16 protein-coding genes are annotated in these 12,527 nt (G+C 37.3%); 14 read left to right on the top strand and 2 right to left on the bottom strand.

Annotated features, from left to right (window positions below):
- The first annotated feature begins 44 nt into the window (after positions 1–44).
- The 4 genes from AC1TO6_RS11815 to AC1TO6_RS11800 all read left to right on the top strand — a co-directional run bounded on the left by AC1TO6_RS11815 (position 45) and on the right by AC1TO6_RS11800 (position 4,013).
- Positions 45–626 (top strand): 5-formyltetrahydrofolate cyclo-ligase, encoded by a 582-nt coding sequence (locus AC1TO6_RS11815; RefSeq protein ID WP_482101809.1) that lies wholly within the window; start codon positions 45–47, stop codon positions 624–626.
- A complete protein-coding gene (locus AC1TO6_RS11810; protein ID WP_482101808.1) occupies positions 623–811 on the top strand; it encodes a YqgQ family protein in 189 nt (62 codons plus the stop codon). Before AC1TO6_RS11815 ends, AC1TO6_RS11810 begins: the two co-directional genes overlap by 4 nt.
- A gap of 138 nt (positions 812–949) precedes the next feature.
- Positions 950–2,842, top strand: coding sequence for an LTA synthase family protein (locus AC1TO6_RS11805; protein ID WP_482101807.1), 1,893 nt, complete (start codon positions 950–952; stop codon positions 2,840–2,842).
- 73 nt (positions 2,843–2,915) lie between these two features.
- Positions 2,916–4,013, top strand: a complete 1,098-nt coding sequence (locus tag AC1TO6_RS11800) for a YqgU-like beta propeller domain-containing protein (protein WP_482101806.1) — start codon at positions 2,916–2,918, stop codon at positions 4,011–4,013.
- A gap of 136 nt (positions 4,014–4,149) precedes the next feature.
- Here the strand turns inward: AC1TO6_RS11800 and AC1TO6_RS11795 are convergent, their stop codons facing one another.
- Complete coding sequence (locus tag AC1TO6_RS11795; RefSeq protein ID WP_482101805.1) at positions 4,150–4,326, bottom strand: DUF2759 family protein; 177 nt, start codon at positions 4,324–4,326, stop codon at positions 4,150–4,152.
- A gap of 159 nt (positions 4,327–4,485) precedes the next feature.
- Between AC1TO6_RS11795 and AC1TO6_RS11790 the strand changes: the two genes are divergently transcribed.
- Complete coding sequence (locus tag AC1TO6_RS11790; RefSeq protein WP_482101804.1) at positions 4,486–5,124, top strand: MBL fold metallo-hydrolase; 639 nt, start codon at positions 4,486–4,488, stop codon at positions 5,122–5,124.
- 61 nt (positions 5,125–5,185) lie between these two features.
- Here AC1TO6_RS11790 and AC1TO6_RS11785 read toward each other — a convergent pair whose 3' ends face one another.
- Positions 5,186–5,428 (bottom strand): DUF2626 domain-containing protein, encoded by a 243-nt coding sequence (locus tag AC1TO6_RS11785; protein WP_482101803.1) that lies wholly within the window; start codon positions 5,426–5,428, stop codon positions 5,186–5,188.
- 320 nt (positions 5,429–5,748) lie between these two features.
- On the opposite strand from AC1TO6_RS11785, the gene comGA reads away from it, so the two are divergent.
- The 9 genes from comGA (at position 5,749) to AC1TO6_RS11740 (ending at position 12,484) form a co-directional block, all read left to right on the top strand.
- On the top strand, positions 5,749–6,756 hold the full coding sequence (comGA, locus tag AC1TO6_RS11780; RefSeq protein ID WP_482101802.1) for a competence type IV pilus ATPase ComGA: 1,008 nt from the start codon (positions 5,749–5,751) through the stop codon (positions 6,754–6,756).
- Positions 6,749–7,420 (top strand): type II secretion system F family protein, encoded by a 672-nt coding sequence (locus AC1TO6_RS11775; RefSeq protein WP_482101801.1) that lies wholly within the window; start codon positions 6,749–6,751, stop codon positions 7,418–7,420. The genes comGA and AC1TO6_RS11775 overlap by 8 nt, the downstream gene beginning before the upstream one ends.
- 31 nt (positions 7,421–7,451) lie before the next feature.
- Complete coding sequence (locus AC1TO6_RS11770) at positions 7,452–7,805, top strand: type II secretion system F family protein (RefSeq protein WP_482101800.1); 354 nt, start codon at positions 7,452–7,454, stop codon at positions 7,803–7,805.
- Positions 7,806–7,815: 10 nt separating this feature from the next.
- Entirely contained in the window at positions 7,816–8,088 is a 273-nt protein-coding gene (comGC, locus tag AC1TO6_RS11765; protein ID WP_482101799.1) for a competence type IV pilus major pilin ComGC, read from the top strand.
- A gap of 721 nt (positions 8,089–8,809) precedes the next feature.
- Positions 8,810–9,097, top strand: a complete 288-nt coding sequence (locus AC1TO6_RS11760) for a hypothetical protein (protein WP_482101798.1) — start codon at positions 8,810–8,812, stop codon at positions 9,095–9,097.
- Between the two features lie 62 nt (positions 9,098–9,159).
- Complete coding sequence (locus AC1TO6_RS11755; RefSeq protein ID WP_482102014.1) at positions 9,160–9,339, top strand: XtrA/YqaO family protein; 180 nt, start codon at positions 9,160–9,162, stop codon at positions 9,337–9,339.
- A gap of 92 nt (positions 9,340–9,431) precedes the next feature.
- On the top strand, positions 9,432–9,959 hold the full coding sequence (locus AC1TO6_RS11750; protein ID WP_482101797.1) for a hypothetical protein: 528 nt from the start codon (positions 9,432–9,434) through the stop codon (positions 9,957–9,959).
- A gap of 144 nt (positions 9,960–10,103) precedes the next feature.
- Entirely contained in the window at positions 10,104–11,240 is a 1,137-nt protein-coding gene (locus AC1TO6_RS11745; RefSeq protein ID WP_482101796.1) for a hypothetical protein, read from the top strand.
- Positions 11,241–12,013: 773 nt separating this feature from the next.
- Positions 12,014–12,484, top strand: coding sequence for a hypothetical protein (locus tag AC1TO6_RS11740; protein WP_482101795.1), 471 nt, complete (start codon positions 12,014–12,016; stop codon positions 12,482–12,484).
- Positions 12,485–12,527: the final 43 nt, after the last annotated feature.

Here is a 12,527-nt window from a genome sequence, read left to right as displayed (position 1 = left end):
TCATCGGTTTTGGTCTTTTCATTTCAGAACTGGGGGTAATAAAATTGAGTAAAGATTTTTTGAGGAGACAAATGCTAGTTACATTGAATAATATGAGCAACGCAGATCACAAAAAGAAGTCGTTGGAAATTACTGAAAAAGTACTTGAATCGGATGAATTTCAAAGTGCGAGCACAATCGGGATAACGATTTCTCGTTATCCCGAAGTGGACACACGTGCGCTTATCGAAGCGGCTTGGAAAACTGGGAAACGAATTGCTGTACCTAAATGTTTGCATGCAACCCGTGAAATGGATTTTCGTTCTATTACTACGTTCAACAGTTTAGAAACGGTCTATGTCAATCTTTTGGAACCAATTATCGAAGAAACGGTTCCTGTTGCAAAACATGAAATTGATTTGCAAATTGTACCCGGCGTAATTTTTTCCGATGAGGGTTACAGAATTGGTTTTGGTGGGGGTTATTATGACCGTTACATGAGCGATTTTAAAGGTGCTACATTATCATTGGCATTTTTATGCCAGACAGGTCAAGAGGTCCCTATTGAATCCCACGATGTTCCTGTCAATAAAATTTTTACCGAAGAAAAGGTTATCATCAGCCAAAATGGAGGAGACTGTGAGTGAAAGACTTTTATGGGGTCCTCCAATTACTAAAGCGATTTGGCATATATGTCTATACAGGAAATAAAATTGATGATATTGATTTTGTACAATCCGAAGTAAAGGACTTATACGAAAGTGGACTCCTGATGAAGGAAGACTACTTGAAAGCTATCCTCATATTACGTCAAGAAGCAGCTAAATTATGAAATAGGGACTGGGAATATCATTCTCATGAACTTTTTTTCAACGTATTGTGAAACTATTGTTCAGTTACAACGTCTAAAATGTAGTAAGATTAAGAACGACTTGTTTTTATATCATTTTTTTTGAAAGGAAGAGAAGGAATGAAAAAAATAGTATGGCCTAAACATTCCGTACTCATCGTCGCAATTGTCGCAACATGGTTAACAACATATTTCGGTTATATTACAAGTTTTAATATGAAAATCGATAATATGATGCAGGAATTCATTCTGTTTTTGAATCCTCTTAGTTTTCTTCTATTCGTATATGGTATTGCGCTATTCATCAAGAGTACGAAAAGACGTAACTTCTATTTACTTACAGTAAGTATGTTAACTTCAATTATTATGTTTAGTAATGCAGTTTTTTATAGATTCTTTAATGACTTCATTACTGTACCTGTTCTATTTCAAACGAGTAATTTCAGTGATCTTACATCATCGGTTACTGCCAATATTCATGCAACGGATATATTTTTTTTCACGGACGTGCTAATCATCTTGTTGGCAATCCGCTTTATTCCGAAAAATAATAGCGTTGAACAACGGAGTAAAATTGCACGCAAACTTTACTTTGTCATGTCAGCTGCAATTATGATGGTGAATTTGGGCCTTGCCGAAATGGAAAGACCACAATTATTAACACGTAGTTTTGATAGAGAACTTCTCGTGAAAAATATCGGAACGTATAACTACCATATTTATGATTTGTTCATTCAGTCCAAGACCCACGCTCAACGTGCGCTTGCAGATGGCAGTGAACTTGTCGAAGTAAGTAACTATATTAATGCGAACTACGCTGCTCCCGATCCAGAGATGTTTGGTGCTGCGGAAGGTCGTAATGTAATTGCCATCTCTCTAGAGTCCTTACAGTCGTTTGTCATTAATGAAGAGATGGATGGACATGTCATTACACCATTTTTAAATGAATTATCGAAGGATCCTGATACATTCTATTTTCCTGAGTTTTATCATAACACCGGTTTAGGAAAGACGTCGGATTCAGAGTTCATTCTTGAAAATTCACTTTACCCTAGAAATGGTAGCGCAGTATTCTTCACGAATAGTGGAAATACGTACAATTCAATGGCTGAAAGACTTGGCGAAGAAGATTATTTCACAAATGTAATGCATGCAAATAATCGGAGTTTCTGGAATAGAGATATCATGTATAACTCTCTAGGAATCGATAAATTCTATGATTTAGAAAGTTACAGTGTGGGTGAGGGGCAAGCAGTCAACTGGGGTATGAAAGACATACCATTCTTAGAACAGTCAGTGGACATTATGAAAGATATGCCGCAGCCTTTCTATTCGAGATTGCTTACATTAACTAACCACCATCCATTCACATTGGATGAAGAAGATAAACTTATTCCAGAGTATACATCCAATTCAGCCACATTGAATAGATATTTCCAAGCCGTGCGATATATGGATGAGGCTATCAAAGTTCTCTTCGATGACTTGAAAGCAAACGGTTTGTATGATAATTCAATTATCGTCATGTATGGCGATCATTACGGCATTTCCGAAAATCATAATAAGGCAATGGGAATGTACTTGGACAAAGAGATTACACCTTTTGATAATGCGAAACTGCAAAGGGTTCCACTGTATATCCATATTCCAGGTCATGGAAAAGGAAAAACAGTTGACCAAGTTTCATCACAAGTAGACTTGAAACCTACAATTCTTCACTTAATGGGTATAGATACCAAGGATGATATGCAACTTGGTGCTGACATCTTCTCTCCAAGTCATGAACCATTTACAATTTTCCGTGATGGACGTTTTGTAACTGATAAAAATGTCTACACGCAAGAGGTTTGTTATGATAGTGAAACCGAAGAGGAAACTGATATAAGCGAGTGTGAGCCGTTTATTGAACGTGCTATGACTGAGCTTAATTATTCGGATATGATTATTAACGGAGACTTACTTAGATTTAAAGATGAACAGACAAATTTACCTGCAGTAAATAGTAAAGAATAAAAGTGAATTGGATCTGCACGGAACTCTCCGTGCAGCCTTTTTTTAACCTAAATACGGAAAAGGGGGAGACGCGGTGAGAAAAAGGTTATTCATCTTTTGTGTAGCACTCCTGTTGGTAACAGGATGTACAGAAGAGACTGATGAAATCATTGAAAACTCAAAAGACCTTGAAGAAAATGCGTTTAAAGAAGTGAAAGAAAAAGAAATTAGTAAGACATTAACAGCTGACTCCGCAAAGTTCCATTTTGTAGTGGATTGGTTAACAGAGACCAAGATTGTCTATGTCGAAAAGGAAAATGGGCTTTATCTATTGAAAACATTTGATTTGGAATCAGGTCAATCAGATATTGTTCATGAAGAAAGTTCTATAATTATTGATGTTCTAATCCACCCTTCTAAGAATTATTTTTTACTACATACTAGCGATAATTCCACGTCTGCAATAATTAAGATAGTAAGTATGGATGGCGCGATACATGATGAAATTAAAGTTGCATCCACAGAGCTGGAAATTGAATGGAACGATATCGATCCATCACTCATCCTTTTCACAGCTTTTCATGAAGATTGGACATTCGATTTGCTATTATATAATGGGGAAAAGAAATCTCTAGAACTTTTAGCGATTGAAGATCCTTTTCCGAAATGGCTTGGCAAAGACAAGGTTGCAGTCAGTCAAATTGAGGGGCACATACTTGATGGAGGAGAAATACATATTTTTGAGCCCGCCACTGAAAAATGGGACCAATTAGAGGTGGATGAAGTCGTTTATTTTGATACATATGAAGAGTCACTGCTTGTTGTTACAGTGAATGAGGAGACAGATGCGCATTACTCCATTATGGACAAGGACGGAAAGATTCGTTCTGAATGGATGATGCCTGTTATTAGTAATTATTCGGAATGGGTTATCCCTAAAGTTGAATGGATTTCAAAGGATACCGTATTGCTTCCTTCTCCTGTAGAGGGGGGGCAACTTGATGAACTCCTTTCACCCTATCGACTAATACGAGTAACTGAAGGACGTCAAGATGTTGTAGCTGATGAAATCGCATCTGGCCTTCTTCGTTGTTCACCTTCGGGAGAAAAATGTTTAACAGGCAATTCCTCGGAAAATTTGATTGATGTAGTTTCTGCGGTTGAGAATTTGTGGCTAAATTTTACTGAATGATAGAACACTAAGACTGGGCGTCTGCTAAAGCACGACCCGGATGGATTTGTGAATTGACTATATTTTGAGAAGTTAATAGTTCTATTCAAAAAAAGTCTCTCCTGCGAATTAATGCAGGAGAGACTTTTTGTTCTAATTATGCAGTAGGTGGGAACCCTTGAAAAACAAGTGTAGCAATTGTGAAGCCGCCGAAAATAACTGCAGCTCCAAGATTAAATAAAATACTTAAAGCGTTTCGTTGCTTGAATGCTTGGACTGTACCAACAACCGCTAAGATTGCGATGAGTCCAAAAATGACCATCAATAAGTTCATAGGGATGACACTCCTTTCAACAATAAAAAATGAATGCCGATTTAGCGATATTCCTCTTCTATTGTACTGTTTCCAATCATTTTTGTCGAGGTATATAAGTGACGATTATTTGAAATTGTATTTCATCTTGCGTAATATGTTTTGAAGGAGGTGGAGGCCATGCTTAAAATCAATACATACTCGCTTGGACCGATACAGACAAATTGTTACATCATAAGTGATGAAGCAGGTAATTGCCTAATCATAGATCCTGGTGAAGAAAGTGGACGGCTTATTAATAAGATAAAAAGCAAGGAACTAACCCCAATTGCGGTTCTTCTGACTCATGGGCACTTCGATCATATCGGAGCAGTTGAGAGTATTAGAGATCGCTATAACATTCCAGTCTATATTCATGAAGAGGAGCAAGATTGGCTCCTGGATCCAAAACTGAATGGATCTGCCAAATATCCACAACTACCGGATATATATTGCAAAAAAGCAGATGAAATTATTTTCAATGAAGGAATAATGTCTATTGGACCATTTACCTTTGAGGCAAGGCATACACCTGGCCATTCTCCAGGAAGTGTTTCGTACGTCTTTACATCATCTCGCTTCGCGATTGTAGGAGATACATTATTCAAGCAAGGTGTTGGTAGGACGGATTTACCTGGAGGAAATACGGGAGTTTTACTAACATCTATTCATGACAAGTTATTATCTTTAGATGATGATTTTGTTATTTACCCTGGACATGGAGCTCCAACTAATCCCGGGGATGAAAAAGACTCAAACCCTTTTTTGAACGGATTTTAAGCGAATGATTCATTTAAAACAAAAAAACAGCCAGAAATAGGCTGTTTTTTTGTATGTACTATTAGTGGCCAGCGCCAGGTACGTGAATAAACGTTGAGTAGTAGCTGAAACCAACCATAAACACCATCAGATAAGCTCCGAATAGGTACATGTACATACGCTCTGTCAGGTTCAAATATCCAAGTAGTAGGAAGAACCCTGTGTTCGCAACAAAAAGAAGTGCGGCTGGCAGCATGTCTCCAATATAAAACATTACTGCGAAAATACCAGTCCAGAAGCCCATCAACTTAAACATGTTATCCATGTGCGTCCCTCCTTAATAAAACATTACAATAAGCTCCCATTCATTATAAAGGATAACAACTGCAGATGTAAACTCCAATCGTTCTTTCATTGTGACAAAGACGTGTATAAGCTGTATTTTTATGAAAAATGAGATTTACTAGGTGAAAAAAGGTCAAATATGAAATATCCCTTCTTTTCCGTGATACACAATTCGACTTTGAAGGAAAGTATTCCAATCTGCAATTCAAAATCGTATAATATGACATAGGTTGAATGCAGATTATTCAACCTATTAAACAGTTAAATACCGTTACATTTAAAAAGAAAGAGGGGTGTTTAATGATTAGAAATGACAACGTAGTAGAACAGAAAAGTTTTCAACTCTTAGAAAAAGCGATTAAATATGAAGCTTCAGATATCCACCTTATCCCCACGAAGGAAGGATATGATATATCCTTCAAAAAAGATTTGAAACTGGATCGGTCTGGAACAATTCCCCCACAGTTAGCGGGCCGTATGATTTCATTTTACAAATTTTTGTCCTCACTCGACATCAGCGATAAACGTAAACCCCAAAGTGGTTCATTTCACAAACAATTCCAAGGAGAGAATTTTTCTTTTCGCGTATCAACAATCCCTTCAATTCAAATGAAAGAAAGTGTTGTCATTCGGCTGCAAAGGCATGACCGGATTGTTTCCATCGACGAGCTCTGTATGGAGAAAGAATGGGCAGATAAATTGCGTCAGGCGATGTCTGAGCCGCAGGGACTGCTTCTATTGACCGGTCCGACTGGAAGCGGGAAGACGACCACTATCTATTCTTTAACGGCCCATTGTGTAAATAATCTTGAGCGACATGTGATTACATTGGAAGATCCCGTTGAAAATAATCATTCACATCTCCTTCAAATTCAAGTAAATGAGCGTTCCGGCATGACATATTCCGCTGGCCTTAAAGCGATATTGCGCCATTCACCTGATGTGATCATGATTGGTGAAATTCGAGACAGTGAAACTGCTAAAATCGCGGTTCAAGCAGCATTGACCGGTCATTTGGTATTAACTACAGTTCACTCCAAGGATCCTGTCGGTTGTTTTTATAGGATGATGGATTTTGGTGTTTCCGCGGAAGAATTACGGCAAACAATCGTATGCATTTCAGCTCAACGCCTAATTCGAAATAGTTCCGGAGAAAGAGGGGCTGTATTTGAAATTATTCAAGGAGATAGGCTTGCCCAAATTACTGACTCAATTATGAGCGGGGAAAGAGTAATCGTACCGGATGATTTAAAAGTGGAGTCGCTCATCCGGAAGTATAGCCGCTCAAGTGTGATACGGGATGGATAGACGTTTAAGTAAATCAATGTCGCGTAAAAAGAGAATTCTTCAAAATCGACCGGTATTTCTGAAAAGACTATCTGTTTTACTAACAGAAGGCTATACATTCTATGATGGCGTTACTTTACTATTGCCGCATCATATGAAGGATTTTCATCCAATGTTGGAAATGATGGATGCCGATTTTAAAGAAGGTTTTGGGGTGACCCACGTGTTGGCGCGGTTAGGATTTTCATCGGGGGTACTCCTTCCTGTTGCGATTGCGGAAATAGATGGGCGCGTTGCACAAGCTTTGGAGGGGGTGTCTGTACGTCTCGAAAGAGCTGAAGAAAAAAAGAAAAAATTAAAAAACCTTTTAATTTATCCGATTTTCCTTTTTCTTATTATTTCAGCACTGCTAATAGCGTTTCGTAAGTTTTTTCTGCCCAATATGGAAAACCTTGCAATTTCAAGGGGAAATGAAGGGGATGGGTTCGTTTCAATGTTGCCCTCACTTGTTACGAAAATTCCTGATGTCATTATAAGTATTGCGTTAATAACGGCACTGCTCACGGTTATTGGCATCTTTGCTTATAGTAAACTGCTACCCGAAACTAAAATACAAGTAATGATGACTATTCCTATCGCAGGAAGTTTTTTTTTCAACAGTAAAGACCCGAGACTTTTCAAGTGAAGTTGGAAGCTTACTTCAATCGGGATTATCTATGCAAGACGCGCTAGATATATTAATTCATCAAAAAGTGGATTCAGTGTTAAGTGAAATTGCTGGAAATGTAAAAGAACAAGTCATTTTCGGAGAATCATTTCATACTGCTGTCAGCAGAACAAAGGGATTAAAGGAGCAGTTATCTGCATTTGCCAAACATGGTGCGGATAGCGGTTTTCTACCGAAAGAGTTGCAACTGTACAGCGAGCAACTCAGTGAAACAATCGACGAAAATCTGACAAAGGCTTTAGCGGTTCTTCAACCAGCTTTATTCAGTATCATCGCAATTTGTATTTTAGCAGCGTATCTCGCGTTATTATTACCCGTTTACGGAATGATGGATAAATTATAGGAGGGGTTATATGAAATTAATTCGTAATGAAAAAGGGTTCACATTAATCGAAATGATGATCGTATTATTAATCATCTCGGTTCTCATTCTCATTGCCATTCCAAATGTCACAAAACATTCTAAGTCAATTGATGAAAAAGGCTGCGCAGCTTACATCAATATAATTGCTATCAAAGACAACCATCTTTGCAAATGGCTCTATATCAGCCTTTTTGAAGGGTGTGGGTTTCTACCAATTGATTTTGGTAGCAATTATAAGCACATTTTAGGCATAAAAAAATAGAAGTCATGAGCGTTGAAATCGGATTGTCGTCCGAGAATCAACCGTTAATCCACTGTACCAAACACAGCGGAAAACACCTACATAACTTCTTGTTGTACCCATTGTATCAAAAACACAGTGAAGATTCAGGAATTTCACATGGGGAGTTTTTACCGTTTCAATTCGGTGGAGACTCCTTTTTTGATTGTCTATGTGCAAAAGGGGACTCTCACTCATGTCAATCTATTAATCGAATTGCGTACACTTCAACAAACACGATATGGACAAAGACTAATCAGCATATCTCAGCCAATTGGAATCAGCTTAACAAAACTGATAGGGCAGTTTTAGATATGATCCGTAGATATTCTGTAAAATATGGAGCAGCACACTTGAAGCATATTACTATCTCAAATTCACTGGGAAAGTCAGTCTCTACTATTAGACGTTCCATCGTTAAGCTTACTCGGCTCAATATCATAGAACGTGAACAACTATAAGAAGCGTTCTGAAAGGATTTGGAGCTAATATCTACGCCATTCTTACATTCAATGAACAGTCGGAAATGAATACTCGGGTAGTCACTAGGAAGGTAGATACGCCAAGTCACCAAGCGTCCAAATCCGAAAGCGATACGTTATCTCTTAAATCTTTAATAACTTATGAGAATAAAAATTCATCATTACATGATACGTATCTTCCAGAGCTGCCTAGGACTCTTTATGAGCGCTTTAAGTCACTATTGAAATCAACGGTCGGTGAAGATGAAAAGCTTGCAGGAAGGCTCTATGGAGTCTACAGGTCACAGTCAATTCGAATGATGAGATTCAGTATACATGAGGATAAAGGTGAGATATTCGAAGATTTGGCAATACGAGCATTAAATATCACAACGCAAGCGAGCAAGAAGAAAACTTTACGCAATATTGTAGGCTATTATTCAGGTGTTTTAAAGGAACTGATTGATAAGTCTATATTTGCTGATGCTTTTATGGATTATGATGTCCCAGTTAAGCTATGCGTTTATTAAAATTGGACAAATTAAAAGCCGACAATTAATGTCAGCCATCATAAGAATCCTCAGGTAGGAACATCAGTCAGGATGCATTATTGTTAGGAATTGGTATAATGGAACTACCAATGAACTGTGTGGTAGTTATTTCGGAGGGTGTGGCGAAAGTGAGAGAGCTGTCTGAGCACGAGGAATATAGGATTGTTACGCATCAGGGGAAAGTTAGACGGATGAGGAGGGAAGAAGGGGAAGAGTTTTGAAGCGAAGAGATAATTTTTATTTTTACTTTAGTATAGCTTCATTATTGTTCATCTTTGTTCTAATTTACTATTTCTATGAAGAGGATTATAAATTGTCGTTGAATGTCAATACTATAATGACTGTATTGGGTACTGTGTTCGGAGCATATTTTGGAGCAAAAGTAGCTGGTAAATATGCTGTTGTTTCTGTTGGGAAACAAATTGAGAGTAATAATAATAGAGAATTAGAAAAAAGTGTGAAAACGATTAAAATAATCAGAACAGAAGTTTATATGTTTAGAAGGTACTTGGAAATGTTTTTCGAAGCCAAGGAAGAAAAACAAAGTGGATTGCGTCAAATTTACGATTTATCACAAGTAGGTGTAAAGCGGCGAGCCGATAAACTAGAACTAACAATGAACAATGTTAACTGGATGTATATACCTGCGGATGAGTTTATAATGATGACGATTATTAAAGAATTGGTTAATAACATTTTAATGGATATCGAGCATATAAACATTGTTACTAGACCGGAAGAAACGGAAGAGGATTTTTCTGATTTGTGGACGACGACGGAAAAATGGAAAGAAAGTATTGCAGAATTAAAAGAGGTCGAAACTCGACTGGAAGAAATATAGTTAGTCCCCCTGGCCAACCATAGGACAACATTTGATTACAGCATTACGCTGTGTCATTTGTTATCCTTAGGAGCATGGGGAGTATAAGATTGTTACGCATCAGGGGATAGTTAGAAGGATGCGGAGGGAAGAGGGGGAAGAGTTTTGATACCGAATGTTGTTGATGATATTCCAGTGGAGGAACTACTGTTAAATATTGATGAATTTATTAAGGCGAAAAATGTGAGAAAGCTTTATTCAAATCCTAAAAAACTGTATAAGCACATTGTTTTAGAGCTTTTCGGGACTATGATTTTCAATGATTCGAAGTTTTTCAATGAAACATACGTAGCAGTGATGCATATTTTTGAAAGGTCGATTGTGGGAAATGACAAGTTGCGCATGGAAGATGATCTCATTGAAGAAACAATAAAATCAAGTAGGGCTTTGTTATTCGAAAAGTATAACTTAAAAATTACCGATGACAATATCGACGATGTAATAAATTTCGTAAGAAAATATATACGGTTATTTTCGGAAGAAAAACAAACTCTTTATCGACATGAAGAATTGAGTTCATTTTTAGATATCGGAAGAGTTTATCCGGGGGTAACGGTCTTAAAGCATTGGTGGATTGATCTAAAACCATTTGAATTTGAACCCATACTGACTTTTCCCGAATACTTTGCTTATCAAGATTTAATAAATACTTGGAATGATGTACTTGAAAAAAAAATGTTAATGCAAAAAGAACAAATGTCTTACAAAAATGAAAAATATAGAACAATTAGCCACTCTTATTGGTCTTCTATTCGCACGAGCATTATATTGGGTGTTAATTATGTCGAAAGTTATCTTTATTATTATTATTACAACATAAAGTCGAGCGGTAAATATAAAGATAATACTTTGATTAACAGGAATGACCGAAGAAATATAAATGATAAAGAAATAATTGAAAAATTAATATTTGAAACTTACCCTGACGCAATTGAAGAAATAAATGTTTATTATGAAGAGTATAAAAAAGTTGTTAAGTTAAGAGATCGATACGTACATGTTTCCGCATTTATGGATGACAACTCAAATATTTCAGAGTTACAGCCGTTATTAAATATAGATATAGAGGTCGTCGCAAACCAATTGCAGTATTGTGTAGATTTAATCGTTAAAATTGATGAAAGAGTCGAAGAAAAAATACTATTTTGGTGGGACTCTATGGAGTACCCAGATTTTAACTCGCAAGTGAAGATAAAAAACTTAGCTATAAAAAATAAAATAAGTCCCCCTGGCCAACCATAGGACAACGATTGATTACAGCATTGCGCTGAGTCATTTGTTGTCCTCTTTTTCATTTCAAAAAAAGGAGTGAGGATATGAGGTCGTTGCAAGCGGAACTGATTGAAAAAGGGCTTTCTGATGCTCGTACAGACAAGGTAGAGCAAAAGAGTACTAGGGACAAGGGGCAAGTCGTCGGGACAGCTGACGAATAGGGAGTGGGCTGAGTAGATGGGGTCAAATCGACCGACGTATGCGAGGAAAAAGGGTAGCTATTTTAGACCGTGATAGGGGGACTTTCATGACGACGAATTGGGCATAAAAGTTTTAGGGTGTATGGTGAGCGAATTAGATAGGAATGATCCGTCTAGCGGAATGGATTTAACGCAACTTAACAGCATGATGGATGATATGTCCTTCTCAATGGAATGGATGGAGACTGGAAGGCAACATTGGGAGTCAGTAAAGCGACGGTTCAAATGTATATTAACTGAGCGAAGAAAAAGGTTGAGGAAAGAGTCGGTTAAATATTTCTTGTCATACGCCTATATGAAGGGGAGAATTAAAGAGGGGATGCGTTCGAGCGTCCAAACATGTCAGTTCCCCCATATAGGACGAATCGTGAACTCGTTAATCCAAGTGTTTGACGGGTTAACACAACATGTGGGTAACCGGCTTGTTCTTGATACGAAGGAAACACCTGATAGAACCGTGGAACGTTTTATTGGTTGTTTCTTATACATAGTTAGAGGGTTTCTACCTTATTTGGCGAATGTTGTCAGTGAAGGGGTGAATAAATGGAATCGGAAATTAAACATACTGAGGTAACTATTGAACAATCTGATTTAGTTTTCAGTTTTTTGCAAGCCTTATTTGGTGATAGCGTTGATGAATATTGGGATATCATTAGTAAAGTGGATCAAGCTCGTGTTTATGGAATGTATAGGTCAGCGATTACAACAGGTGCGATTGGTGAAGATTGTGCTTTTCAAGATTATGTTAAAGAAGAGTTTATGATCCCGCATAGGGAGCGATATGAAGAAGTAAAAGTGAATCCCGGGATTGCTACTCACCTAAGGTACACAGACGAAGGAGAACCACAAATTTATGTGCTAAAGAACGTTATAGCCAAGCGACAATATATAACAGCTTTTCAAGAGAAAGTATTTCCTGTTTCACTAACAGTTGATGCAAATGTTGATAAAGATGATGTGACTTTTGTGTGGAAAGTTAGAATGTATCTTGATCAAGATTATAAAAACATGTAAAGCATCTCTCAGGGTGATTTTTCTATTCTTGAAAGATTATTTT

The sequence above is a fragment of the Sporosarcina sp. Y352 genome (genome assembly GCF_056786535.1).
The sequence above is the reverse complement of the archived record's forward strand: the minus strand, read 5'-3'. Positions and strand labels throughout refer to the sequence as shown.